28 protein-coding genes are annotated in these 26,037 nt (G+C 47.2%); 8 read left to right on the top strand and 20 right to left on the bottom strand.

The window, feature by feature from the left end; genetic code table 11:
- Positions 1-49 precede the first annotated feature (49 nt).
- A complete protein-coding gene (locus HZS85_RS01050) occupies positions 50-1,318 on the top strand; it encodes an O-antigen ligase family protein (RefSeq protein ID WP_214852266.1) in 1,269 nt (422 codons plus the stop codon).
- 29 nt (positions 1,319-1,347) lie between these two features.
- Positions 1,348-2,106, top strand: coding sequence for a homing endonuclease associated repeat-containing protein (locus HZS85_RS01045; protein WP_214852265.1), 759 nt, complete (start codon positions 1,348-1,350; stop codon positions 2,104-2,106).
- Positions 2,107-2,169: 63 nt separating this feature from the next.
- Here the strand turns inward: HZS85_RS01045 and HZS85_RS01040 are convergent, their stop codons facing one another.
- A complete protein-coding gene (locus tag HZS85_RS01040) occupies positions 2,170-3,165 on the bottom strand; it encodes an ATP-grasp domain-containing protein (RefSeq protein ID WP_214852263.1) in 996 nt (331 codons plus the stop codon).
- A gap of 16 nt (positions 3,166-3,181) precedes the next feature.
- Positions 3,182-3,706 (bottom strand): VanZ family protein, encoded by a 525-nt coding sequence (locus HZS85_RS01035; protein WP_214852261.1) that lies wholly within the window; start codon positions 3,704-3,706, stop codon positions 3,182-3,184.
- 207 nt (positions 3,707-3,913) lie between these two features.
- Here HZS85_RS01035 and HZS85_RS01030 point away from each other — a divergent pair, with 207 nt between their 5' ends.
- The gene (locus HZS85_RS01030; protein ID WP_214852259.1) at positions 3,914-4,333 is read left to right on the top strand and encodes a helix-turn-helix domain-containing protein; all 420 of its coding nucleotides are present in this window, start codon (positions 3,914-3,916) and stop codon (positions 4,331-4,333) included.
- Positions 4,334-4,371: 38 nt separating this feature from the next.
- On the opposite strand, the gene HZS85_RS01025 is transcribed toward HZS85_RS01030, so the two are convergent.
- The 4 genes from HZS85_RS01025 to HZS85_RS01010 all read right to left on the bottom strand — a co-directional run bounded on the left by HZS85_RS01025 (position 4,372) and on the right by HZS85_RS01010 (position 6,986).
- On the bottom strand, positions 4,372-4,683 hold the full coding sequence (locus tag HZS85_RS01025; protein ID WP_214852257.1) for a hypothetical protein: 312 nt from the start codon (positions 4,681-4,683) through the stop codon (positions 4,372-4,374).
- Positions 4,684-4,824: 141 nt separating this feature from the next.
- Positions 4,825-5,562: a class I SAM-dependent methyltransferase gene (locus HZS85_RS01020; protein WP_251137780.1), complete on the bottom strand. Its 738-nt coding sequence runs from the start codon at positions 5,560-5,562 to the stop codon at positions 4,825-4,827.
- Complete coding sequence (locus HZS85_RS01015; RefSeq protein ID WP_214852255.1) at positions 5,555-6,760, bottom strand: hypothetical protein; 1,206 nt, start codon at positions 6,758-6,760, stop codon at positions 5,555-5,557. Before HZS85_RS01015 ends, HZS85_RS01020 begins: the two co-directional genes overlap by 8 nt.
- A gap of 79 nt (positions 6,761-6,839) precedes the next feature.
- On the bottom strand, positions 6,840-6,986 hold the full coding sequence (locus HZS85_RS01010; RefSeq protein WP_214729303.1) for a hypothetical protein: 147 nt from the start codon (positions 6,984-6,986) through the stop codon (positions 6,840-6,842).
- 147 nt (positions 6,987-7,133) lie between these two features.
- Between HZS85_RS01010 and HZS85_RS01005 the strand changes: the two genes are divergently transcribed.
- A complete protein-coding gene (locus tag HZS85_RS01005; RefSeq protein WP_214852253.1) occupies positions 7,134-8,009 on the top strand; it encodes a helix-turn-helix domain-containing protein in 876 nt (291 codons plus the stop codon).
- 23 nt (positions 8,010-8,032) lie between these two features.
- On the opposite strand, the gene HZS85_RS01000 is transcribed toward HZS85_RS01005, so the two are convergent.
- Together HZS85_RS01000 and HZS85_RS00995 are read right to left on the bottom strand one after the other, a co-directional pair.
- Positions 8,033-8,398 (bottom strand): hypothetical protein, encoded by a 366-nt coding sequence (locus HZS85_RS01000; RefSeq protein ID WP_214852246.1) that lies wholly within the window; start codon positions 8,396-8,398, stop codon positions 8,033-8,035.
- Between the two features lie 292 nt (positions 8,399-8,690).
- On the bottom strand, positions 8,691-8,864 hold the full coding sequence (locus HZS85_RS00995) for a hypothetical protein (RefSeq protein WP_200934380.1): 174 nt from the start codon (positions 8,862-8,864) through the stop codon (positions 8,691-8,693).
- 78 nt (positions 8,865-8,942) lie between these two features.
- On the opposite strand from HZS85_RS00995, the gene HZS85_RS00990 reads away from it, so the two are divergent.
- A complete protein-coding gene (locus tag HZS85_RS00990; RefSeq protein ID WP_214852244.1) occupies positions 8,943-9,524 on the top strand; it encodes an LOG family protein in 582 nt (193 codons plus the stop codon).
- A gap of 151 nt (positions 9,525-9,675) precedes the next feature.
- Here HZS85_RS00990 and HZS85_RS00985 read toward each other — a convergent pair whose 3' ends face one another.
- The 3 genes from HZS85_RS00985 to HZS85_RS16850 all read right to left on the bottom strand — a co-directional run bounded on the left by HZS85_RS00985 (position 9,676) and on the right by HZS85_RS16850 (position 11,899).
- Positions 9,676-10,629 carry an ABC transporter ATP-binding protein gene (locus tag HZS85_RS00985; protein ID WP_214852242.1) on the bottom strand — a complete coding sequence of 318 codons (954 nt, stop codon included), beginning with the start codon at positions 10,627-10,629 and terminating at the stop codon, positions 9,676-9,678.
- 15 nt (positions 10,630-10,644) lie between these two features.
- Complete coding sequence (locus HZS85_RS00980) at positions 10,645-11,454, bottom strand: ABC transporter permease (protein ID WP_214730036.1); 810 nt, start codon at positions 11,452-11,454, stop codon at positions 10,645-10,647.
- A 322-nt stretch (positions 11,455-11,776) separates the two neighbouring features.
- On the bottom strand, positions 11,777-11,899 hold the full coding sequence (locus HZS85_RS16850) for a hypothetical protein (RefSeq protein WP_255359374.1): 123 nt from the start codon (positions 11,897-11,899) through the stop codon (positions 11,777-11,779).
- 371 nt (positions 11,900-12,270) lie between these two features.
- On the opposite strand from HZS85_RS16850, the gene HZS85_RS00975 reads away from it, so the two are divergent.
- Positions 12,271-14,367 carry a 5'-nucleotidase C-terminal domain-containing protein gene (locus tag HZS85_RS00975; protein ID WP_214852240.1) on the top strand — a complete coding sequence of 699 codons (2,097 nt, stop codon included), beginning with the start codon at positions 12,271-12,273 and terminating at the stop codon, positions 14,365-14,367.
- Positions 14,368-14,428: 61 nt separating this feature from the next.
- Here the strand turns inward: HZS85_RS00975 and HZS85_RS00970 are convergent, their stop codons facing one another.
- A complete protein-coding gene (locus tag HZS85_RS00970; RefSeq protein WP_214852238.1) occupies positions 14,429-15,862 on the bottom strand; it encodes an ankyrin repeat domain-containing protein in 1,434 nt (477 codons plus the stop codon).
- Between the two features lie 385 nt (positions 15,863-16,247).
- Here HZS85_RS00970 and HZS85_RS00965 point away from each other — a divergent pair, with 385 nt between their 5' ends.
- The gene (locus HZS85_RS00965; RefSeq protein WP_214852236.1) at positions 16,248-16,442 is read left to right on the top strand and encodes a hypothetical protein; all 195 of its coding nucleotides are present in this window, start codon (positions 16,248-16,250) and stop codon (positions 16,440-16,442) included.
- A 52-nt stretch (positions 16,443-16,494) separates the two neighbouring features.
- On the opposite strand, the gene HZS85_RS00960 is transcribed toward HZS85_RS00965, so the two are convergent.
- The 3 genes from HZS85_RS00960 to HZS85_RS16845 form a co-directional block, all read right to left on the bottom strand.
- Positions 16,495-17,007 carry a VanZ family protein gene (locus HZS85_RS00960; protein ID WP_035410449.1) on the bottom strand — a complete coding sequence of 171 codons (513 nt, stop codon included), beginning with the start codon at positions 17,005-17,007 and terminating at the stop codon, positions 16,495-16,497.
- A gap of 155 nt (positions 17,008-17,162) precedes the next feature.
- Positions 17,163-18,182 carry a Delta(5) desaturase DesA gene (gene desA / locus HZS85_RS00955; protein ID WP_214852234.1) on the bottom strand — a complete coding sequence of 340 codons (1,020 nt, stop codon included), beginning with the start codon at positions 18,180-18,182 and terminating at the stop codon, positions 17,163-17,165.
- Between the two features lie 234 nt (positions 18,183-18,416).
- A complete protein-coding gene (locus HZS85_RS16845) occupies positions 18,417-19,943 on the bottom strand; it encodes an FAD-dependent oxidoreductase (protein WP_214852232.1) in 1,527 nt (508 codons plus the stop codon).
- 181 nt (positions 19,944-20,124) lie between these two features.
- On the opposite strand from HZS85_RS16845, the gene HZS85_RS00945 reads away from it, so the two are divergent.
- A complete protein-coding gene (locus tag HZS85_RS00945) occupies positions 20,125-20,571 on the top strand; it encodes a hypothetical protein (RefSeq protein WP_214852230.1) in 447 nt (148 codons plus the stop codon).
- 42 nt (positions 20,572-20,613) lie between these two features.
- Here the strand turns inward: HZS85_RS00945 and uhpT are convergent, their stop codons facing one another.
- The 5 genes from uhpT to HZS85_RS00920 all read right to left on the bottom strand — a co-directional run bounded on the left by uhpT (position 20,614) and on the right by HZS85_RS00920 (position 25,970).
- Entirely contained in the window at positions 20,614-22,023 is a 1,410-nt protein-coding gene (gene uhpT / locus HZS85_RS00940) for a hexose-6-phosphate:phosphate antiporter (RefSeq protein WP_214852228.1), read from the bottom strand.
- A 35-nt stretch (positions 22,024-22,058) separates the two neighbouring features.
- Positions 22,059-23,048, bottom strand: coding sequence for an ABC transporter substrate-binding protein (locus tag HZS85_RS00935; protein WP_214852215.1), 990 nt, complete (start codon positions 23,046-23,048; stop codon positions 22,059-22,061).
- A complete protein-coding gene (locus tag HZS85_RS00930; protein WP_214852209.1) occupies positions 23,045-23,821 on the bottom strand; it encodes a DUF3919 family protein in 777 nt (258 codons plus the stop codon). Before HZS85_RS00930 ends, HZS85_RS00935 begins: the two co-directional genes overlap by 4 nt.
- A 95-nt stretch (positions 23,822-23,916) precedes the next feature.
- Positions 23,917-25,302, bottom strand: a complete 1,386-nt coding sequence (locus tag HZS85_RS00925) for a sensor histidine kinase (RefSeq protein WP_214852207.1) — start codon at positions 25,300-25,302, stop codon at positions 23,917-23,919.
- Positions 25,299-25,970, bottom strand: coding sequence for a response regulator transcription factor (locus HZS85_RS00920; RefSeq protein WP_214852205.1), 672 nt, complete (start codon positions 25,968-25,970; stop codon positions 25,299-25,301). The genes HZS85_RS00925 and HZS85_RS00920 overlap by 4 nt, the downstream gene beginning before the upstream one ends.
- Positions 25,971-26,037: the final 67 nt, after the last annotated feature.

The raw sequence follows: 26,037 nt of genomic DNA, 5'->3' as shown, positions 1-26,037 counted from the left end.
TCGAATCGGTAATAAGTCCTATATGAAGGGTGGATAGTCTTTAGAAATCATGTTAAAATCAGCCAATATACCCATATCGTTTGCCTTATCCATCCTAGTCATTTGGATCATGCTCGATGCTTGGATTCGTCCTCTATCCTTTACGGACGAAGTGTTACCGAAACAGTGGTCACTTTGGTTGCTTCCTGCCTACATCGTTCTGTTCAGCGTCTGTTGGTTCATTTTACGACCGTTCTATCGCGTCAATCGCGCAACTGGACATCAAATCGGATTTATTTTTCTGATTTATCTGACATTTCATATCGTATTTTTCTTTTTTAACGCGAATACGGATCGTGTCCTTGTTTCGCTTTACCTCATTTCGACTTGGCTTTTCGTCGGCATCGTCTCTTCGCTCTCCCGTGCATCGATCGACCAATGGCATCGTCTTCTGTATTACTTCCTTTACGGACAAGCTGTCTTTCTCGCTTCCTACGCACTTATCGTCTCGTTTGGCACAACGTATGTTCCGGTCGAAAACCTACAATGGCTTCGGATCGGTCCTTTGTCGTTTCCTCAGCTGTATGTCGGAGAGCAAGGTTCATTCCTTCGCCTCGCTGGACTGACGAACAATCCGAATACGTTCGCAGCGTGGCTCGTTCCGGGAGGACTGCTTGCTTGGTTCTATCTACTGCGACAGTTTCCACGTTGGCAAAGTCTTCTGCACGCTGTTTTCTTACTGCTGATCGTCATTGCCTTGCTAAGGAGCGGTTCGCAGACAGGAATCTACTCCTTCGTCCTCTTGGCACTCTTGACGAGTATTCGAATGGTTCCGGGAACGAGACGCCGGATGCAGGTCGCTGCCTGTTATGTGACAGGAAGCCTGATCTTATGTGCCGTCTTCGCATTTCAAGGTCTGCTTCCCCGTTTGCTTAGTCTTAACGGACGATTTACGCTTTGGCAAGCAGGGTGGCACGCTTCCGCTGACGCACTCTGGTTCGGTCACGGGATTGGAAGTGCCCCGCGTGGACTGCAGGAACAACTCGGTGAACGGATTCTTTATACATTTCATAGTACACCGATCACGTTTCTCTACGAATTCGGTCTCATTGGTTGTCTGCTGTATGGTGCAGTCTTTCTGTATCTGTTTTATCGACTGTTTCGCATTCAGACGACGGATCTCGCTTTCCTCGCGCTCTTGCTAGCCAGCTGGCTCGGGTTACTCCAATTCACGGAAAGTGTTCTCGTCAGACCGAGTGGATTTTATTTCATTTGGCTCAGCCTTCTCGCTTATGCGTCGCTTCGTCGACCTCCACCTCACGACAGTACCCACACCTAGACGCACTTACACGAAAGGGGTATGACATCATGAAGAAATGGACAGAACAACAAGTCATCGATAGCCTGATCGAAGCTAGTATCGAATATCCCTCTCTCGACGCAAAGACATATGCGCGCTGGTCGGTCGGAAAAGACATTCCATCGATCACGACGATCATCAATGTATTCGGCTCTTGGCGTGAAGCACTCCAAGCCGCTGGTCTCTCATCGATCCGTCCATATTTTTCAGATGAAGAGATTCTTGCTTTCATCAAGGAAGCATCGACACGTTTACATCCTTTCCATAGTAATAGCTACCGGGAGTGGGCAAAGGCCAAACACGGTCCATCCTTGACGCTGATCAACTTACGTTTCGGCTCTTGGTCACGTGCGCTTGAAGAAGCACAGATCGAGATGACACGCTCCATCTCGATGACGGAAGAACGAATCATCACTGCTTTACTTGAAGCTTCCGATGTCCTTCCGCGTTTGACAACACAGACGTATGCGATTTGGGCACAGGAAAATGGACATCCGACAGTCGCGACGATTGCCCGTAAATATGGTTCGTGGGCAGATGCTCTCGCTTGCCTTGACATCGCTCCACCTCGCCGGAAATGGGTCGAAGAAGACGTCCTTGAAGCACTGCGACAGGCACAAGAAGAATTACCTTCTCTCAGCATCATCCATTATCGGAAATGGGCAGAAGGTCGCTCGGTTCCGAGCACCTCGACGATCAACGCCCTCTTCGGCAACTGGACCTCCGCCGTGCAATGCCTCAAGCGTGCACGCGTTTCTCTTTCCTAATCCTTCTCTTCCATAAAAAGGAGTGACCCGGTACGTTACCGGATCACTCCTTTTTCGTGCGTATCATGATTTTTCGATCTGCTCAAGTAGAGATGCCGGCAATAGTGTCACCGTATCGTGCTTCAACAAATAGATGTCTTCCGTATACGCCCCGATTCGTCGAGGATTGCGTTGCCCGTGGAGATTGTTTCGGATCGCTTTCGGAAAATTGACACCACACTCATAGGCATGAAGATACCCCCCACCAAATCGTGGATTGATTTCTGATAAATAGAGCGTTCCGTCCACATCAAACAGATCAAAATCTAGTGGCCCGACGAGACGAGTTCCCGCTAAGATCTGCTCAATCAATTCAAAGACGTCGTCGCGTTTGACGGAGCGACTCTTATCCGTTTCTCCTGCGCGCATGACGAGTTTCTCCTTAATGAAGATATCCGTCACTTCATGCGTCAGCCAATCGACATACACATCAACGCCAAGCTCTTGTCCTCTTAAGTATTCCTGAATCAATAAATTCGGATGGACAGCGAACAATCCTTCGACGACCTGAAGGGAGGAGACAACCTGGACATGAAGACTAGCACTGCCGTTACGTGGTTTTACGAAGACTGGAAATGCGATTTCCCCTTGCGCAAGCGCATTTTTGAATGCGTCGAGCGTCGCATATGTCCGTGCATGGGCAATCCCTTCCGTAACACAATACGTATACATAGCGTATTTATCAAAGCATAACTGGCACGCATCCATTGGGGAGACAAGAACCGTGACACCGATCGCTTCAAATCGTTCCGTTGCCGCTGCGAGCAACTCCAGTTCGGGATCGATCAATGACAACAGCGCCGTTACGCCTTCCCGCTGACACAACTCTAGTAGGTGATCGATATACCCCGGTGCGTCGATGCGCGGGACAAGATGATGACGTTCCGTCATATAAAGACCCGGTGCGAGTGGATTACAATCCGCAGTACTGACGTGACCGTCCGACATCTCACGAACGAAGTACTCGACCAGTTTCGTCCGGCGACCGACGCTTGTCATCAACAAATGGGCAGTCTTCATAGGGCCATCTCCTTCGTTAAGAGTGATGCCTTTTCTTTTCGTGCCAGAAAGAAAGACTTCCTGCTTGGCGCTGTACTTTTTTCCTACGAACGAGCAGATAGCATCCGATTCCGATCAATGCTCCGGTTCCGTCGAGTAACACATCTTGGACGAGACCAGTCCGGTCACCCGTTAAAATTTGATGAAACTCATCAAACACAGCGATGGTGATTGCTAATGAGTAAGCGAACAAGACGGCAAGACCCGGTGTCAAACGACGACGCGTCAAATCAATCAAACCGATACCTAATACGAGAAACGTCGAGACGTGCGCTGCTTTACGAATGAAAAATTCAATGAATCCACTGCGTCCGAGCGCCGCTACACTGACTTCTCCATGATACGAGAAGGAGATGAATCGCAGATGATCGACGAATCCTAATGGGATATAGCGAGATAGACCAGGTTTGATCGATTGTGCCTGATAAGGCATCGAACTTGAGATGAAGAGGATCAATAGGACGGCAAAGACGACATAGCCGGACCAGGTGATTTTTTTCATGAAGACACTCCCTTATTTGATATCACTTTAGAATAGCATGGACAGAAACGATAGGCGATTTTCTCCAAAAATCAATTTCTATTTTAACCCATTTCATTTTTTTAGTTTCCTTGAAAAACGATATTTTACATTTATCAGGTTTCTTTTATACTGAAAGTGGTTAATTAGTACTATAAAGAATGAGCTGAAGAATAGGAGTGGAGTGCCATGAATCGTGCACTAGGTAAAAAAATCATGCAATTGCGCAAACAACACAAGTATACTCAAAAATTTTTAGGTGAACGTTGTGGTGAATCAGCAACGGACATTTCCGCTTACGAACGTGGTCAGCGCATTCCCTCTGCTCAAGTTTTGGAACGATTGGCTCTTGCTTTAGACACGACGATCATTGATCTCATCGATCCGAAGTATGTTCAGCATCCTTCATTGAGTGAATTCATGCACCAAGCGCTTGAACCATCGCAACCGCTTGATCTAAAGCTCATTCTTGAAGATTTACTGGTTCATCTCAGTCTATCGAAGGAAATCTATTTTGATGGTCGACTCGTCTCATCGTCTGTCCGAGATGAGATGGCAACGTCCATTGATCAAGCATTAAAGCGGGGTCTTTCTTCTATCGAAGCGTAACAAAAGAGATCAAAATCAGCTGATTTTGATCTCTTTTGTTATTCTGTTTGGACGATATGATCGATGTATAATTGATTGTCGTCATATGTTGCTTCTAATAACTGACGAAAAAACGTATTTTCGCTTGTTTTCTCGGATACGAATACACGTGTGTAATGCTTATGCGCCTGCTCGAGTACAGTGAATTTCAAAGTACGGGCAGGTGAAGCGAAAAACAATTGACGACCGGGATAACCAAAGGCGTCCGTCGCTTTCGATTCTTCTAAGAAATGAAAAGGTTCGTCTGGAAACAAGGTCTCAATGAACGATAGACAACTTTGTTGAAAGGTACTTCCGCTCTGATTTTCCATGATACATCCGGCTCCTCTTTCTTATGATGTACTTTGAATCGTGCAAAGGAAACTACTGTATCTCATTACCCAGTCTTTAGACCTATTCAAACCAATATATTACATATATTTTTCATTTTATTATTACATTATATTTTGTACTTATTGTTTTTCGAACTCCAATACCATCATTGTCTTTCCTTCATATAGAAATTGTCCATGATAACGCGATAACGTCGCAAATTCAAACAGCGTTTTTGGTTCGTATAGATATTCGACCGCATAACTGACTTTTTCCTCTTGTCCGGATTTGAGATAAGCGTTGAACAAAAGACGCTCCCCATCGATGTGATAGCCATAGAAAAGTAATGTCTTTTGAAAGCGTCGTGTCGCAATCGGATGGACAATTGATTTCAGGTGATCGATGTGATACAAGGACACGAGCAAGCGTCCTCCCTGTCGTAGCAGTTGACGGATGTTGCGGAAGAACAACAGCAGTTCCCCACGCGTATAACGTAAAATCGTCGTTCCCGGTAAGATGATCCGGTCAAAATACTCAGGTCCGACGACGTCCGTCACGTCATGACTCCAGCCGTAAATCTTATGCTGATACTCCTTTGCGATTTGCTTCGTCCGCGAAGCTTCCGGTTCAATCAGATAAAGGTCATACCCCTCGTCCGACAAAAGATTAAAAAGGGATGGATCAAACGTTCCGTAAAATAGGATCCGCTCTCCTTTTTGTAGATAACGTCGATAGAGCATCAACTCATCGACTTCATTTAACTGTTGTGCTTCTTGGTACAATCGACCAAATCGTTCATCTCCCTGTACATGATCGAGCACTTGGACGCGGGAGTAGCTACCCTTGCGCAAGAACGGACCAAATAAGACCTCACCCATGATACATCAACTCCTTGTAATGCTGAATCGCTTCCGCATAGTCTGCGCCGAGTCGCTCTGGCAACACGTCGAATTGTTCCTTTTGATCCGCTTCTAAAATCCAGAGGAATGCTTCGTTCGTCTCGAACAGGCGTAACGTCGTTCGGTCGAACGCAAAACACCCTTCCTCATTTTGAATGCCGATCAACGTCAACGGTCCGATTCGTCCGGATGTCCGAGGTAGTTCGAGATCAGAGTACGGTGTGATGAAACGGCTCGTCCCTTGAAACGATCCTGCCAGTTGATACAACAACGGAAATAACTCCAGTTCCGTTTGCGACGCGAGCGCCTCCGGTTGAGGTTGCTGTTCTCGAAGACATTCAATATCGATTGAAATATCCGCACTCAACTGAATCGTTTTTTGTCGATCAGCGTAAATCCCATCCGCAAAAAAGAACAGGCGATGCGAGACGCGTAATCCGCTTACTGTCGCATAATCGAGAATCCCCATCGATTGTTCGTTTTGAATGCGCCCCGTTTGCTGCCAGTCTTGTAACCGCTCGGCAAGTGCGTCGCGAGATAAGACTGTCAGCTGTGATGCAAGTGACGGAGATAAACGATCTGAAAACGTCAACAAAATCGGGGTCCGGCTCATCAGTTCGATGATCGGCAGATCGTGCCGCATCGGATGGTCAAAATAGATGACACTATTGATCGTCATCATTTGAAAACTGTCTACTGGAATCCGGTCCAACAATGAGCTGTCCTCGATGTAGACATGACGCAGCGGTTGTGGATGGTGCGGCACGGATGCGGGATAGACACCCGTCATCAACGAAAGGAGAGCATGATGAACAGCCGGAACGGATGCCGAAACCGGTATCTCTTCCTGCGGTAAGAAGAGACCGTTCAGGAAATCCGGTTGACCGAACAGAACCTCCCCGTTCTGCCGGATCAAATGAAATTGGACGTGTAGCATCTCGTGTTGCAAATAGGCAACGAGACGCAACGTACGCTCCCCTTCTCCTTGGAGGACGAAGACGTAGTGCTCATATTCCTGAAAATCCATGTAATCGAGTAAATCATGAAACGTATGCGTATCATAATCAAAGGCATCGATTGAAATACGATGTCTCTCACAAAAAGTCTGCATCGCGGTAGATGGCAAGGAACGTTGTAACCAGCCGTCTTGTTCCGATAAAAGTGATAATCCGATCATGTCCTCTCTCCTTTCTCGTCAAGTGATTGAAAAAAGGGCTTCATTCTCTACGATCCGAATGAAGTCCTTTTTGTGTGTATTAAGCCGATTTAACATTTGCTTTTGGTTTCGTATTAGTCCGGTCCATTTCCCGATGAGCGAGGGGGGCGACGGAGACGGTAGCAGGATTAAGACACCAAGCGCATGAAGTCATGTTACGTCGCGTTTCTTTTAGGATGAGTGTCATGGTTGTACCCCTTTCTGAATCAAGTGAGATGGTCGTTGAAACATTGATACGAAATCTAGTAAATCAGTGGTATCCCGTTCAGTTCGCTTCTATAATAGAAATTGGTACCCTGTACCAGTTCAATCTTCACGAAAGGACGAGGAGCCGATGGATCAATTCATGTCACCGCAAATCGGCTTAGCATTACGCCGACTGCGAAAGAAACATAATCTGACACAAAAAGATTTATCAAACGGAATTTGCAGTCAAGCAGAGATCAGTAAGATCGAGAGTGGTACGCATTCGCCGACAGTCGAATTATTGTACGCTTTATCAAAGCGATTACAAGTTCCATTGTCAGCGTTCTTAGACCCTACAAATCAACAAACGAATTTACGAACGATTGACGAAGAATTACTTTATAAATTTAGAAATCAGGACTTTGAAGGCATTTATAAACAAAGTAAAGTCGCACTATCTAACGCTAATACTTCATTTGAACATTCATTATTATATAAATATTATTTCTTCATTTGCTCGTATCGACTAGGAAAAATCGATTACCGTACATGTATAGTAGAGCTCCAAAATCTATCTAATGAATACTCCACTTCATATTATTCACCAAATATGCTAATTCGAATTAAATCTGCGATTGCGAATCTGTATTCTGAAAATAGAAGTTTTCAATACAGTATCAATGTTTATGAAGAAATATTAAATCTCAACTTTGACAATGATGATTTAATCGTCGATCGAATTAGAATTTCGTATAATTTTTCAAAGATTCTTTTAGAATTTCAAAAACATAATCGAGCACTTACTATAATTGATGAAGCAATTGAAACAAGCTTAAAATTTAAAGATATGTCGTTACTCGGACAATTGTACTCTCAAAGAGCTGCTTGTTTAGATAAATTAGGTGCTCCATCACAAGAAATTATTAGAACTTTTGATAAATCATATTTTTTGTTTGAATTATTAGGAATGAAAGAGTATCAAAAAATTATTAAAACGATGAAAGAAGAATATCTAGCCAAATAGCTGTATCAATGTACGAATTTCAATTAAGCTCGTTTTACTGCGTACTCAAGTGGAATTCCATCAATAGCCACATCTGTTTTTTGTGAATACTCTAAAGGCAATCCTTTGATCGCTACATCGAAAGCTGGAGCATACTCAAGTGGTAATCCTTTGATCGCTAAGTCTGTTCTTTCTGAATACTCGAGTGGCAGTCCTTTAATCGCTAGGTCTGTTCTTTCTGAGTACTCGAGTGGCAATCCTTTAATCGCTAGGTCTGTTCTTTCTGAGTACTCGAGTGGCAATCCTTTAATCGCTACATTAGTTTCAAGCTGACTAGCAACGCCAGCACCAACAGTAACAGACAATGATAAAGCTGCAATCGCTAAACCTAATTTCTTTTTCAAGTTCATTTAAATAACCTCCTATTATTTTTCGTATGGCTTCGTAACAACATCATATAACCTTAGACCCTCTCTGAATATTCGAATACGAATAATTATGGTATTTTACACATTATTTTCACTTTCCATTACTTTTGGCTCGGGTCATATGTCCCGAAAAATACGTTTTTCTTACAAATCATCCATCAATATGTAGAACTTGTGTATGAAAATAGATTTTTCTGAATATTTAACTATTATAAAATTTCGTAACAGACATAAAGAGAGCTAGTCCAACTCATACGAGTCGAACCAGCTCTCTTTATTTTGATGATTGTCGTAACGCGATGACATAAAATATACCGAGTATGAGAATCACACCTAGTAGTATCGAACTAATTGTTGTCCGAGTCGACGTATCCGGCATCCATATCCCAAGTCCCAAATTGATTGCTGCGATAATTAGGACGAGCCAAACAATCGTACGTGGTCGCATACCGATCTCCTTCCTGGTCTCCTCTGCCGTCCGCTCACCGAATGTGCTATGGTGACAATAACAAAGGAGGTTCTGTTCATGAATAGACTTGCAGTATTTTGTGGTTCTAAAGATGGCGCGCATCCTGTCTTTCGCGAGGTAGCAGGTACGCTTGGTCAAGCGCTCGCCGCACGCGACATCGGACTCGTATACGGCGGTTCCCGCGTTGGAACGATGGGAGCTATCGCGGACGCTACGCTTGCGGCTCAAGGTCAAGCGATCGGTGTCCTCCCCCACTTTCTACAAGAGAAGGAGTTAGCACACCCGGGACTGACTGAATTGCATCTCGTCTACTCAATGCACGAGCGGAAAGCAAAGATGTCAGAGCTTGCTGATGGCTTCATTATTCTTCCTGGCGGACCCGGAACGATGGAAGAGTTTTTCGAAGTCTTCACATGGGCTCAACTCGGTCTGCATGAAAAACCGTGTGGTGTACTCAACATTGACGGGTATTATGACCCCTTGATTACCCTGTTCGACACGATGGAATGTCAAGGATTCTTGATTCCCGAACACCGAGCGATGCTGATCGTCGAATCGGATCCGGATTGTCTCTTGGAACGCTTCGCCACATATGAAGCGCCACGCGTCAAAACGTATATGGATCGCTCACAAACCTGATGAAAACGGAGTCCTCGACTCCGTTTTTTCGATGAATTCGCATACTCTTCCGATATTTCTTCTCTCATTTACTAGTTTTCTCCATTACGTTTCAGGATTCCTACTCTTTAGGCACAAAAAAACCAGATGCGCAGAGGCATCTGGTAAAACGTTAGAAGAACTTCATGATTGCGTCGCTAAGATTCGTCAAAGACGGTGTCTCGTCAATGACCATCAAACTACCTGCCGCAATCGCGAGTAATCCGAGACCTGATAAAATCCAGCCAGGATGTTTTACGTTGACGTCAGCATCGACGTTTTCTTTTCCGGACCGCGCATTCGCTGCTTGTTCCTTCAAGCGATCGCGACGGTACTGATGTTGTTCCTCTTTTGACCATTTCTTATATTCTGCGAGGAACTTCTTATATTCCGGTAAGACATCCTTCGTCGTCCCGTCGAGTCGAACTTGACCGTATTCGAGCCAGACGACACGCTCACAGAAACTCTTGATTTGCGAGAGCGAGTGACTGACGAAGATGATCGTCTTGCCTTCGTCCTTGAATTCGTTCATCTTATCGATACAACGGTTATAGAAGGTTTGGTCACCGACCGATAATGCTTCATCGACGATCAAGATGTCGGCATCGACATTGACGGCGATTGCGAAGCCAAGTCGTGACTTCATCCCACTCGAGTATTTCTTGATTGGCTGATCAATGAAGTCACCGATATCCGCGAAATCGATGATTCCAGGCATCCGACGGTCGATTTCCGCATCGTCCATCCCAAGCAGGAGACATTTCAAGCGAATGTTCTCGCGTCCTGTCAGCACGTTCTTCAATCCTTGGGACACGGCGATGATCGCGACTTCTCCGTTGATCGCGACGTTTCCTTCGTTCGCGTAGATGATTCCTGAAATCAGATTCGAGAGCGTCGATTTACCCGAACCGTTGATCCCGACGAGACCGACGACTTCTCCTTTTCCGATCTCAAGTGAGATATCACGTAAAGCTGTAAATGTTTTAACGCTCTTGCTTTGATTTTTGAACAAGAGCTTGAATTTTTCTTTCGTAGTCGTGACCATGTCGAAGCGTTTCGTGACATGGTCGAGTTTAATCATAGACATGGCGATTTCCTTCCCTTAAACGAGCTCAGTGAATGATTTACGGAACTTGATGTGCAAGAACGTTCCGGCTGAGAATAAGAGGAGCGTGACACTCCAGAAGTACAGACCCGTTGGCCATTCTTGCCAGACCCAATGTCCGCCGAGCAAGCTCGCCCGGTATCCCTCGACGAGATAGTAGACTGGATTCAAGCGTAGGACACCATGCAAGACGTCCGGGAACCGCTCGATGTTCCAAAGGATCGGTGTCATATAAAAGAGCATCCGCATCATTGATTGCAAGAAGAGCTGGATGTCCTTGACGAGTGTGACGAGAGTCGAAAAACAAAGCGAAAAGGCATAGACGAAAATGTATGTGGCAATCATATAATACGGCAATTGAAGCAGTTTCCATGTGATCGGGATGCCGTTTGCAATGATGACGACGATGACGATGGCAAGCATCGCAAAATGTTGATACATCCGTGACAAGATGACATACGATGGAATCGCACTCATCGGGAAACGCATCTTCGTTACCATCGCGAGACGGCTGTTGATCGAATTCGATCCCCGAAGCAACGCATCATTGATGAAGAACCAGACGACGATCCCGCAAAGGAGCCAGACGATGAATGGAATGTTTCCATCGACGTCTTTATTTCCGCGCAGACCGACCCCGAAGACGAACCAGTAGATGAAGATTTGGAGACCCGGATTGAGGAGCTCCCATAAAAGGCCAAGGCGCTGCTCTGCATGCGCTGATTTGATTTCATATCGCGCCAACCGGCGAATCAGGGGGAAATTATCGACCTGTTCCCGGATGATACTTCTCATTTCTTTCAGCATAAGTGTAAGTTCCTTCCGATTCATGATACATGTATTTTATTTTCATATTCGTTGATTCCACTCAAAAAAGACGGATGCCGTCCGCGATTGCTCAAACGAACGCTCCCTCCGCGTGAACGGGACCTTGCCCGGTCGATTCTGAATCGCCTCCTTCTTCGTTTACTCGTGCATGATAGAAGCAATACTTCCTATATACACTTAATCAATTCTAGCCATCGGGAAAAAGCGTGTCAATGTATTGGACGAACCGACACCAAACTGTAGTTTTTCAGACACGAAAAAACCGGCGGGTAACCACCGGTCATCTCCTAGTTTGCTTCCTTCATGCGTGATTAAAATGCGGAAATTCGATCGTCGTCGGTGGCGAAGCAAGCCCCCATACGAGGAGGACCGTAATCACACAAATAATGCCGACAAGAACGCCTCCTCGAATCGTATCATTCATCCAGCGTTGCCCCTTTTCATCCGAACTGCTTGTATATTGACATCATACAATATTTAGCAATTTTCGACCACTAAAAAATCGACATTTAATGGAAATGTTTAACGATTGTTCATATTCTTTCGTTTCATTTTTATCCAAGACAAGATATAATGAAAGCGTTATCATTTAAGAGAGAAAGCGAACGTTCGGATTTGAATCCTATCAAACGAACGACTCCCGTGGGTTGTCATGTTGTCGGACCTAAGAATTTACGTTATTTACAAAAGGTTCATCCCACGAAGCTTTCCAAACCCTTTATAGTAGAAGAAGAGGTCAACGATCGCATCACGACCTTGCATTCATACCCCACTCTTGAAGGAGGATTTTTACGTATGTACAAATCAAAACCGCTTTACGCGGCAGCTGTGGCTGTCGCCCTGACGACATCGGCAATCGTGCCGGTTGCCCAAACGACAGTTTCGGCTGCAACGCATGTCAAAGTCAAAACGGTCAAACTCAAGTCACTCGTCTTCACGAAAGGTGCTCCGGTCAAACTCCCTGCTACATATAAAGGTGAGAAGATCACATGGAAATCGTACGATCGCCATGCGTTCAACCGTTACCAAACGGTCAAAGGCACATACGGTAAGAAAAAGAATCCGATTGAGATTAAAATCTACATTCAGAACTATGCTGTAAAGATCATTGAAAAAGTGGAAGCTCAAACAATCTATGTCGATCAAAAACCAGAATTGCCAAAAACATTAGGTATTCTTTATGCTACAGGTCGTATTCAAGACAAACCAGTCCGTTGGTCGAAGGTCGATACGAGCGAAGCGGGTGTGAAATATGCGGTCGCAAGTTATACACGCCTCGGAAAGACAATTACATTAAAAGCAAAAATCACAGTTCTCGACGTCAACACGGATGACTTCTCGATCGGTTTGATGCATACGAACGATACGCACGCGAACCTCGATAAGACACCAAAACGTGCGACAGTCATCAAAGAACTTCGCGCAGCTTACCGTGCAGAAGGTAAACCATCGCTTCTATTAGATGCAGGTGATGTCTTCTCTGGGACACTCTACTTCAACAAGTTCCTCGGTCAAGCGGATCTTGAACTGATGAACTATATGAAATACGACATGATGACGTTCGGTAACCATGAGTTCGATCTTGGGGATACTGACAATAACATCGCCTTGAAGAACTTCGTCACTAAGGCGAAATTCCCGTTCATCACGGCGAACGTCGATTTCAGCAAAAATAAGTCGTTCAATGGTCTACAAAAGAAAACAATCACTGCAGGGCCGGAGCGCGGCAAGATCTATCAAGGCATCATCAAGGAATACAAAGGTCAAAAAATCGGTTTCTTCGGTCTGACGACAGAAGAGACGAAAGATATCGCAAGCCCAGGTACGGTTGCGTTTGCAAACTATATTGCTAGCGCTAAAGCTGCTGTCAAAAAGCTTGAAGATCGTGGCGTCAATAAAATCGTAGCATTGACACACATCGGTTTTGATGACAACGAAGCAATCGATAACGATAAATTGCTCGCACGGAATGTTGACGGGATTGATGTCATCGTCGGCGGTCACTCGCACACGAAACTTGAAAAACCGGTCGTCGTTGATAAGACGGTCGTTCCAGGCAAAACAGAACCGACAATCATCGCTCAAGCCTACCAATACGGTGATTTCCTCGGAAATCTTGACTTGACGTTCGACTACAAAGGGAAATTGACTGAGTATAACGGTTCATTGATTGATGTTTCTACAGCAAAAGAAGATGTGCGTGCGGCTGAAATCCTTAAGCCATATGCGGATCAAATCGCTGAGTTGAAAAACGAAGAAGTCGGTGCGAATATCGTTAATGCCCTTCCAAACCCACGCGGCGAAATCAGTGTCCGCAACAGTGAAACGGCTCTCGGAAACTTGATCACGGATGGTATGCTCAAAAAAGCGAAAGAATACAATAAGGATACAGTCATCGCGATGCAAAACGGTGGAGGGATCCGTGCTGCCATTGATGCCGGACCACTTACTGTCGGTGAAGTCTTAACGACGCTTCCATTCGGTAACACGCTCGCGACAGCGAAGATGACCGGTGAAGAAATCAAGACTCTTCTTGAAATCAGTGTTGGGGTTGCGCCAAAAGAAAACGGTGGTTTCCTCCATGTCTCTGGTATGAAATTCGAATACGATAGCACAAAAGCGGCCGGTGAACGCGTCACGAAGATGGAAGTGAACAATAACGGTACATTCGAAGTCATCGATCCAGCGAAGACATATGTCATCGCAACGAATGCCTTCACAGCTAAAGGTGGCGATGGTCTCACACCATTCGAGACGGCTTACAAAGCTGGTCGCGTCACGGACCTCGGTCTCTCTGACTGGGAAAACCTACGTGATTTCACGAAATCACTCGGTCAAGTCGACTACAAGATTGAAGGTCGCATCGTCGATACATCAAAACTTCCAAACTAATACGAACAAAAAACAACCGCAGGTCTTCTCGATTCGTTCGAGAACGCCTGCGGTTGTTATGTTATAGTGTCTGCGCTGAGTTTTGCTTCAACAGCTCAATGATTTCATCGAGTTCATACTCTTGTGCCAACATAAGTGGCGTGAAGCCATCTGCGTTTTTAATCGTCGGATCAGCACCATGCTCAAGTAAGAGTTTGACTGTCTCTTTGCCTTCCCCTTCAACAGCATGATGAAGAGGCGTGAACTTGTCGGCATCTTGTTGATTGACCTTTTCGCCTCGCTTCAAGTATAGGTCGACGAGTTCATCGTTGTTACTGAAGACTGCTGTAATGAACGGTCGCTCGCCGAACTCATTGACAGCATCGACATCACTGCCTGCTGCAAGTAATTCCTTAAAGACCGATTCGAGTCCCGTGCTGGATTTACGATATCCGAGGTAATGCAACGCCGTATCCCCATCGGCATCGACTGCTTTCATATCACTTTCCGGAATCAAGCGATGGATATCTTCGAGCTTTCCTTTTTGAATCGCTGCCATCAATTCCGTCTCATTTAAATCCTGATCGTTCGTTTTTGCCGTCGCCGTGTCGTTACTAGCTGCCGTTTGCGTTCCCGCTTCGTTCAGCAAGATCCCTGCCCCTGCACTGACGAAGAACATGACCGTCAGAACACTAAGCGTGATGATGATTCCTTGACTATAACGTAGGAAAGGACGGGGTTGATGGAGCGGTTCACCCGTCAAGCGAAGCCGTTCCAGCATGGAGAGATTGGTCTGTAGCTTCTCATACAATAAGACAGAAAACGTCCGTTGCTGACGCTTCTCCGCTGTATAGGAAACGATATCCGTCGTCGCAAGAAGTGTTGGCCCGAGAATATCCTCAAAGATCGCTTGCCGAGCACACTCGTTGGATACAAGCGGTAGAACCATCTGATAACGAGTCCGTTCGCATGCCCGCATGTAAGCCGGACGTAAAAATGGAACCCAGCTCCCGATCCAAAGCAACACCTGCTTTTCTTGATGATTTCGTTTAATGCGTGCAAGTTCAAGCAGTAACTGGAATCGCTGTACCTCTGGCAATTCCAAATATGACGTCGGAAGAACGATCAAATACTTTTGAAATAATCCGATGACATGCGGTCGTTTCACATCGTTCTGAAAGTAGATCTCTGGCATCCGCCATAGCTGCAATTGTTCTGTATGTATGCTGATTTGCTCGAATAATTTTGGGAACTGCTCCGCACTCAAACGAACCCCTTCACTTCGAATCCGCGATACTCGTCGCCATTGACGTAACCAAAGTAATAACAACAAAATCATTAGCGCGAACATAGCATAAATACCACTCTCACCTGTTTCAAATACTAAGCCGATGATGCCACCCACTGTCAAAATGGCGACACCTAATAACAAACTAAAATAAGCGGTCTCTTTTCGTGTCACTGCTTTCCTGATCCGTTGTGCGGGATCGATTCGTTCATTCGTCTCCTGCTCCATACGTCATCTCCTTCATCTATCGCTTAGTTCATCGTCTTTCTCATCCCTTCTTATCTTAACGGTTATTCCATCAAAGTTCCAAGGGAATCCTTTCCTGACACACCAAAAGAATATGCAGAAAAAATATATTTTCAACCACATTTTGATAACGTAACTTTTTTCCTGAATATTCATTATATATGTAATAAAATTTCTAAAATTCTATTTCAGAGCGTTTTTTGTTAATTTTTTAGCGTTTATACGCAATTCGAACAATAAAGCAACCTGCCATTTGAACCACTAACTTTTTATTAAAAGGCGGGACAATAGTCACTCCTTTATATTGCAGAAAAATCTGGAAGCCCATATAATAACTAAAAAGAAGAAGAATATGGGAGTGAAGGATTTGGGATTATTTAATTTAACGAAAAAAGACTACACCGTCCAGTATCACGTATTACGCGGAGACGAGATCATCGGCACGGATCGATTGAATGTTCGAGCAGGCGATCATACGACAGCACGAAAAAAAGCCGACAACATGTTAAGAAGAGAATACGGACGCACTCAGTACAAAATCGAGTGGGTACAACGGTTCTAATCGCTAAAATACCCCATCGTCCCAATCCTAGGATTGGGACGATGGGGTATTTTCATGCGTGCTGTTGTTCTTGTTCGCGAACGATCCGATCGGCTTTCAAATAGAGACGGATGACAGTGTATAAGACGATGCCGACGAGTGCACCACTACCATCGATCAGTACGTCTCCAACGAGTGGTGTACGTCCGCCCGTCAACAATTGATGAAACTCATCCAACACACCGATCGTCATCGCTGTCGTGAAGGCAAAGAAAGCAGCTGGTAACGCTGCGTACCCTCGACCGCGCAAAAAATGAACGAGACTGACCCCGAGGACGAAGAACAGACTGGCATGCATGCCTTTCCGAATGAAGAATTCAAGGAAGGCTGCAGGTCCGAGTGACGCGACGCTGATCGGAACTTCATAATGGAACGACACGAACGAAAACGCATAGACCCAGTCGAGCGGCATATGTTGCGTCAAAAATGGAATCAGGGATTGTTGCTGATAGGTCATCGAACTGAAAACGAATAAGGAAAGTAAGATGGCTCCTCCTACATAAGCAGCAATGGGTATACGGCGCATCATGCACGCTCCTTTCTCTTTGTACATCCTACCATGGATGCTTATCGTGAACATACGCCAAAAGACGGACATACACTGCTCTCATTTACTGTGCTTTCCCTCTTTTACAACTTATACAACAAAAACACCCCATCCATATGGATGAGGTAAAAAGCTTACAACGATGACGTCTTCGGCTCGCGTAAGAGGTGTTTAATATCTTGGAACGTTACGAACGTTCTGTTCTTCGCATCGTATAGCTTATACCGAAGCGATTTCAAACTCGAGAAGAGACCGATTTTCGTCGCCTTCTGAAGCGGTGGCGTCGAGACATGTGCTTTTTCGAGATGATAATTCGGGACACGTGGACTGAGATGGTGGACGTGGTGGAAGCCGATGTTTCCGGTCACCCATTGTAAGACCTTCGGTAGCTCGTAATACGAACTGCCTTCGATTGCTGCCTTGACGTAATCCCATTCGCTCTCATCCTCAAAGTATGAGTCTTCGAACGTATGCTGGACGTAGAATAACCAGATTCCGAGGACACCTGCTGTGAACATCGTCGTGCCTTGGATGATCAGGAAGGCTTGCCAGCCGATGAAGTAGATCAGGATACCGTACAAGACGACGAGCGACGCATTGATGACATGTGTGTTGATGCGTTCTTTTTTCCGAGCATCCTTCCGGTTGAAGCGGCTCGAGACAAGAATCAACAAGAGTGGTCCAACACCAAACATGACAAATGGATTCCGGTACAGACGATACTTGAGACGTGTGAAACGTGATGCTTCGATATACTCCTCAATCGTCATGACCCAGATGTCACCGACACCGCGCTTATCGAGATTCCCACTTGATGCGTGGTGGATCGAGTGCTCCCGTTTCCATTTCTCATACGGGAATAACGTCAAAATCCCAGTGATCGTTCCGACGATGGCGTTCGCCTTCTTATTTTTGAAGAATGAACCATGGGTACAATCATGGAAGATGATGAACATCCGGACGACGAATCCTGCAGCGAGGATTGCCAACGGGATCGCGAGAAACACAGATAGCTTCAGGGCCTCATATGCCAGAAACCATAGGACGAGAAATGGCAGAATCGTGTTGATCATCTGCCGGACGCTGGCTTTGATGTCCGCCTTCTCAAACGGCGATACATGTTTGCGCAGCTGGGCAATCTTTTCTTTACTCATAATGGTGCTTCCTCCTCGGGTTGTTTCAGCGTTCACGACGCTAAGTAAAATAGTGAAACTAAAGTATGAAGCCAGTGAGCGGTGGTCGTGACGGTGCCTCTACAACACGATTCAAAAGCGGTACTCTAATTGTTTAGCGCTAAAATATTTTTGTTACCAGGTAATTATACCACATATCATAAATCGTCCACGGTTTATTTTTAAAATTAAAAAAGCAGAGACAAGCGTCTCTGCTTACTCGATCGATTTGAGTGGGTTGACGGCTGGTCCTTCTAGCACCTCTCCTGTCGGACCGAATCGTGAACCATGACACGGACAATCCCACGACCGTTCCGCCTCATTCCATTTCGTATCACACCCCATGTGGGTACAGGTCGTCGAGACGAGATGAAGCTTTCCTTCCGGATCCCGGTAACCACCGACCGTTTTCCCGTGATGCGTGACGAGTCCACCTTCGTCCGGTTGTAACTCGTCGGCACTGCGACGCGCTTTCGTCAGCTTTCCTTTGACCAGTTCGATCGCGACGTCCGCATTGTTCTTGACGAACTGCGTTGCATCCTTCGTCTTTAGCTTCGAACGGGTCGGGTCAAACAGATGCCGAAAACGGTTGGGTGTTCCCGTCAATAAGTCGCTGAGCAACAGTCCGGCCGCGATACCATTCGTCATCCCCCACTTCGCAAAACCGGTCGCAACGAATACGTTCGGATCATTTGGCGTCATCTGTCCGATGTAGGGGATCTTGTCGAGCGTGATCAAGTCTTGCGCTGACCAAAATTGTCCGAACGACTCGACGTGGAATTCACGCTTTGCAAAATCCGCAAGATGCTGATACCGCTGCATCGTCTCTGTCTCGTGACCAGATAGATGATTCTCACCGCCGAAGAGACCAAGCAGACGACCGTCTTCTGTCCGTGCGTGACGCAGAGAACGACTCGGTTGATCGGCACTCATGAACATCCCGTCCGGAAACGTCTCATCGACCTGACCCGATACGATATACGAGCGATGGACTTCAAGTTTTGAGAAGTACAAGCCTTTGAAGTCATGAAACGGAAAATGGGTCGCGATGACGACCTTCTTCGCCTCGATTCGGTGACCGTTCTCTAGGATGACAGTTGGCGTCCGATTCGATTCGAGCGATACGGCACGTGTCCGTTCGTATAAGGCACCCCCTTGGTGGACGATTTGTCGGGCGAGTCCTTGAAGATATTTGACTGGGTGGAACTGCGCTTGATCGCGCAAGACGACAGCACTTTTGACATCGTACGGCAACTTATCCCGAACCTCTTGCGTCGCTTCTCCACCGTTCAATCCCAATCGTTCATAGGCTTTTACTTCTCGTTCCATCGCTTGCTCTTTTGATGTCGCAGCGTAGAGATACGCGTCCTGCGTTTCAAGTTCACACCCAATGTCGAGTCGTTCCACCTGATGACGTAAAAACGTGATGGCTTCTTCATTTGCTTCATAATACAGTCGCGCCGATTCTTCACCGACCGTTTTGATTAAAGTGTCGTAAATTAAACCGTGCTGCGAGGAAACTTTCGCCGTCGTATAACCCGTCGTGCCAGCAGCGACGTCACCCGCTTCGATCACGGCTACATCATATCCTCGTTCAGTCAGTTGCATAGCCGTGACGAGCCCAGCAATACCAGCCCCGATGATGACGACATCATGCTTCGCATCTTGATTCAAAGCGGGATAAGAAGTAGCAGGGGCACTTTGTTTCCAATAAGATGATGGAAATCCAGATAAGTAAGGCATCAAAAAACTCCTTTCGAAAAATACGACAGATCGACATGGTTAATCGTTCCCTGAACGACGCAAAAACATGCATGAATCATATTGTTTTAAAAAGAAGCTCTAATTAAGAGGAATTAATTTACTTTAATAAAAAATAAAAGAGGATAATTAGGTTGATAATCCTAAGAGAGGAGTCCATTTTATGAAACTGAGCCGCCATATCATCGAAACCTTTCGTCGTTTTACGCTTGCAGCAAGTATGGATGAGTATGACTTTGCAAGCGAACTAGCAAAAGAAATTCCAGAAATGACAGCTATCTGTGTCACGATTCGACCGACACATATTTACCTTCAAGCCGTTGTACCGTTAACCCGTTATAATTTAGAACGCGACTTACCAGTCGAGTTGACGCTCCAAATGCGATCCTACGATAAACGTACCATCACGTTCGAAGTCTTTGATGTCTGTCCTCAAGATACCGAATCCTTTGATGAAACCTACCTCATTCGTCCATCCTATCTGCATTACGCAAACCAACTCCTGACCGTTGATCTTTCCTTCTACTTCTCTTTCCGGCACGCCCGTTACCGCTTAATTCGTCACGTTAAACTTGAAGAAGGGCTTTTACTTGCCTATTTATCTCATTAAAAGAACACCCTTTCCTACATTAGGCGAGGGTGCTCGTGTCTGTTACGAACTCAATTTATCCGCTTGACGCTCCAGCAGTCCGAGGCGACGAATCTTTTTCTCCTCGACGACGGCGACGATCGCGAGGGCGATCAAACCGAACAGTAACGCCGCATTGAAGATGACAAATGTATCACTCCAGCCGTGCAGCGTGACCGATCCGATCGTTAAACCGTTCGTTTCCGGATCAGCGATTTTCGCTAGACCGACTTTTGCGATTGAATCACCGAACAAGTAACCGAACGTACCGACCATCCCGTTCGTGACCGTCGTCGCTTGTTTTGGTGCGAAGCTGATGACCGAGACACCGATCAAGAGCTGTGGTCCGTAGATGAGCGCACCGAGTGCAAATAGTGACGCGTAAATCATAAGTTCACTCGTCCCGTAACGATAACCGAGGACCGCGACGGCCGTCAGTAAGAGACAGATCGCTGCGACGAGCGCCCGGCGTCCTTTCAGTAAATCGGACACGTAACCCCAAATCATACTGCCGCATAATGCGCCGATCTCAAAGAAGAAGATCGTATTGACAGCACTCTCCGTACTGAAGTGTAAGTGTTCCGTGACATAGAGCGGCGCCCAGTTATCAATCCCGATCCGGACGATGTAAACGAAGACGTTCGCGATACAGAGCGTCCAGATCCAGGGGTTCGAGATGACGTACGTTTTGAAGATTTGCCATTTCGTCATACTTTCAGCAGCAATGTTTTCCGGTTCGATCGGTTCCTCGAAGATTTCTTCACTCCGATTCCACCCGAGTTCCTCCGGATCATCCTTCCCGATGAACAAACCGACGATCCCGATAGCGAGCGCGATCGCAGCTGGGAAGATGAACATCCCAACGACACTTCCGTTGAAGAAGACGTTCGCTCCCCAAAGCGCGAGACCACCGGCAATCGCTCCACCGATGTTGTGCGAGACGTTCCAGAAGCCGAGGTAGCGTCCGCGTTTTTCAAACGGTGTCCAGCGGGCGATCGTCGAGTACGACGACGGTCCTCCGACCGATTGGAAGAACCCGCTGAGTCCCCAAAGGACCATCAAGAGACCGACCGGACTTCCGCCGGCACTCATCAAGAGTCCCATCGCGGTGACGATCAAGGACGAGAGAATCAATAAGAACGAGATGACGCGTTTCGTGTTTTTCCCGTCGACGAAGTAGCCGAGTAACGTTTTCCCGATCCCGTATGTAATCGAGAAGGCAAAACCGATATAACCGAGTTCCGTCGTCGTGAAACCGAGCTCGTCCTTCAAGAGCGGTTGCGCCGCCTTGAAGTTGTTTCGGATGAGATACATCGCCATATATGAGAAGAAGACGACTAAGAAGGCCTTTAAGAATTGCTGTAACCATTGTTTCCGTTGTACTTCGATTGGTATGCCGGCATTCGGCAATTTTTTGATGCTGAAGAAGCCCATCTTCCATTTCCCCCATCTGAATCAGAGTCTTCGCATCATTTGTCCTGGAGCTGATTGAATCGACGGAGATAGTCCCGGTAATCGGCGACGATATCCTGCCCGACGTTTTGCTGGATCGGTTGTGTCTTCGCGATCGCATAGGTCGGCGTACCAAATGAGACTTTCCGCAAGATAGCCTGACCGTCCGCTGAGAGTACGAAACGCATGAAGGCATTCGCCTGTTTCTGTTGCGTTCGTCCTTTCACCTTTGAAATCGCGTTGATCGAGTACGTATCGAGTGGGATGCTTTTGACCGGATAATACTTTTCGCGTAGCGATTGTTGATCCCCGATGAAATTGACCCCAAGCATCGCTTCCCCGCTCGCGACATACGACGTCGGTGCAAAGCCGTTCGCCGTGAATAGTCGTGTTCGCTCGATTAGCTGGCGTAAGACCTCTTCCGCCTTCGTTCCGTATCCGTCAAAGACCGCTTGCAGGATCGTCGCACCGGTACCAGAATGATTCGGATCCGGCAAAATCAACTCGTCCTGATACCGCTTTGCCGTCAAGTCAGCGAGTGTCTTCGGATACGGTGCTGCCCCGAACCGCTCGTTCCAAACGTCCGTATTGATGACGATTGCGAGGCGTTCGACTTCATAGCCGATCCAGTAGCGGTCCGGATCCTGTAGTTCCGCTTGATCCATGTCGCTTGGGAACGGTGTCGACAACCCGCGTTGTTTGAGCGTCTGGTGGGCGTCCCACGTCCCGCCGATGATGACGTCGGCACGCGGGTGATCCGCTTCCTTCGTCACACGTCGTACGAGTTCTTCCGTCGACAGGCGGACGAACTCATACGTACAACCCGCCTGTTCACAATATGACGACAGCAAGGCGCGACCGATATCCTCTTTCGCGGAAACATACGCCGTCAAATGCGGAACGGTTTCCCGTGCAGCCGTTCCCTGCTTCGTCTGTTCATTGTTGCGGACGATCCAAATGCTCATGAGACAAATGATACTCAGCAAGAAGAGCATTCCTTTTCTCATCGTTTTGCCTCCTTCCCTATTGGCAGGAGTTGTCCTTTTAAATAGAACGTGTTCCCATTGTCATCATCCATGTACTGGACGCTGAACAATGTCTCATACACGGTGATATTCAGCAGGTTGGCACGTGTGTTCTGCTCATCCTTGAAGCGCTGGAGCTTAAGAATGCGCGGCTGTCCCTGACTGGCATCGAGTGCTTGACCGACTTCTTCATAGTCCGTCATCGGCTCTGCCTGCGTCAGGCGACGCTTAACGTCTTCACGCTCACGCGCGGTCAAAGGACGAGATCGCCCTCCCGCGTACCACGTCACGACTTCCGCCTCGACGAACTGACGCGCGAGCTGTTCCGGTTCGTGATAGGCGTTCAAGAATCGTGCTTTCAGTGACGTCGTTTGGGTACTGGGACGTTTCGCGACACATTGCCCGTTTAGCGTCATGCCTTCCCCGAGGGAGAACGTCCATGTCGTTCCGTTCAAGAAACGGAGCGTTCCGGTAAACGTCGCTGTACCTGCCGGACAGGTCCCGTTTGTCACCGTCTTCATTTGCTTCAATAGCGTCGTGATGCGCTGGACTTCCGTTCCGTCTTCTACCGTCTGCTCCCCCCATGCCCGGTGACGTAACGTCAACTCGGTCGGGAGCGAGTCATCGGAAGCATTCAGTCGTTTCGGTCCATCGAGGACGTGTAAGCGTCCGAAGACCGTCTGCTGAAGCAAAAGAAGACCGAGGGCAAACAAGATGCCCATCAGGAAGAGATAGGCGATGGTCGATGCTTTCATGATTCCTCTCCTTGCTTGATTCTTAGATTACGGGGCAATTGTTTCGTAAATACGGTCGAAATGTTTCGTAAATGTATCATTTGTAAGCGATTACATTAAGTCTGATTCGCTAATCGGAAGGTCAATGTGATACGTGTACCACTCATATCACTTTCCAGTGCAAAATCGCCGCCTTGTTCCTGCATCAAACGCCGACAAAGCGGTAGACCGAGTCCGTTCCCGCTCGCCGTCGTCAGACTATGCTGCTCCTTCTTCCATTCGGCAAGCACTGCTGGATCAACGCCGATTCCGTCATCCGTCATGAGGAGTCGGAGGGTCGTATCCGTACTGACGGTCGAAAACGTCATCGTCATCGCGTCACTGTACTTGACGGCATTCTCGAGAAGGTTCAATAAGACTTGTTTCGTCTGGTCGGGTTGCCCGAGCACGTAAATAGGCGGAACATCCTGTTTGACTTGAATCCCTTGGCCATCAAGTCGCAACTGCATGATGAATAAGGTATCTTCGAGCAGGGCATCGAGCGCGAACATCGTCGACGTCACGTGGCGTTCGTTCCGTTGTTGTTTCGCCTGTTCGAGATTATGCGAGACGAGTCGCAATAAGCGCTGGCTCTCGACCTCGATGTAGTGGTAACAGTGTGCCGCTTCGTCTGGCGGCAGCTTCGGAATCAACTCGACATAGCCCATGATCGCCGTCATCGGTGTTCGGAGTTCATGGGTGATGTGATCGATGAACGTTTGTTGGTCGCTTCGTTGTTGTTCGAGCTGCCCGATGTTGTGCTGAATCGCGTCAGCAAGCGTCGAGAAGTCTGCCGCTAGTCTGTTCAGTTCCTCGTATGGATAGGCCGGTAGCGCATGCGCATAGTGTCCTTTCGTCAAGGCGTGCGAAACGCTCCGTAAATCATCGATCGGTCCGATTAATGTCTTCGCCATCCGACGCGCCGTCCAGACGGCGATCACGATCAAGATCAGAAACACGCCGGTGAAGACATAGGTGAATTGCCGCAGCAGTTCGGCTTCCGTCCGGAGGTCGACGAGAAAACGGACCGAGCCGATGACGTCCGTCTTGCCGTACAGCGGGCTTGAGAAGAACAGTACCGGGACATCGGTCTCCTTCAGGAACAGATAACTCGATTTTCCTTTTAAAGCTTGATCGATATCTCCTGCGAGAAGCGGTAATTGATCGCGCTCGGAATCGGCGAGTAGTTCCGCGTTTGGTCCAAACAGCTGGACACGCGCGTCGAACCGGTCTGCTAAGTAAGAAGCGATCGGGACTGCTGTATCAGCGAGCGAGTCTGTCTCTTCACTTGCGAGGTAGTTCGTTGTGTAGAGCTCCGCTTCCCGACTCAGTTTTTGGACAGAATCGACGGCGTTCTCATAGAGATTCGATTGGATGAAGGCATAGAGAATCAAGAAGAGTACTAGCAGTGCCGGAACGAGGAGCAAGACGAAGTTTTCCGTAATGACTTGGCGTAGCTTCATGCGTCGATCCACTTGTAGCCGACACCGTAAATCGTCTTGATCCGTTCGCCTTGCGCTCCGAGTTTCTTCCGCAAGCGTTGGACCATGATATCGACAGCACGAGTCTGACCGGAGAAGTCAAAACCCCAGACCTGTTCGAGCAGTTCATCTCGCTCGAAGACCCGTTTCGGATGCGTCAGGAAGAGTGCGAGCAACGCATACTCCCGGTACGTCAGTGGTAACGGGTGACCGTCGAGCCTAATGACTCGTTCTTCGGGATCAACCGATAAGAATGGATCGGTCACGACAGGTACGGGTGGCGCGACCGCCTTCGTGCGTTTCAATAAGTTTTTGACACGCAAGACGAGCTCCGTTCCATTGAACGGTTTAGTCATATAGTCATCCGCTCCGAGCTGCAGCCCGATGATTTTATCGTTCATCTGATCACGCGCGGTCAGCATCAAGATTGGTAAGTCAGGCGTCGTCTTTCGCAGCTTAGGAATCAAATCGAAACCGGTCGTATCCGGTAGCATCAAATCGAGGACGATCAAATCAAAGGGTTGTGTTGCCTGCAAGGCGAGTGCTGCTGCTCCGTCGACTGCCGTCTCGACCGTCTGACCATCGAGCTCGAGTTGCAGTTTGACGAGATGCCGGATGCTCGCCTCATCATCGATGACAAGAATATGCATGGGAATTCCTTCTTTCTGGACAGGTTTTTCTGTCCCCTAGCGTATCATGAAATCGTTTGCAATCACA

The sequence above is a fragment of the Exiguobacterium sp. s130 genome (assembly GCF_018619055.1).
GTDB lineage: Bacteria > Bacillota > Bacilli > Exiguobacteriales > Exiguobacteriaceae > Exiguobacterium_A.
The sequence above is the reverse complement of the archived record's forward strand: the minus strand, read 5'-3'. Positions and strand labels throughout refer to the sequence as shown.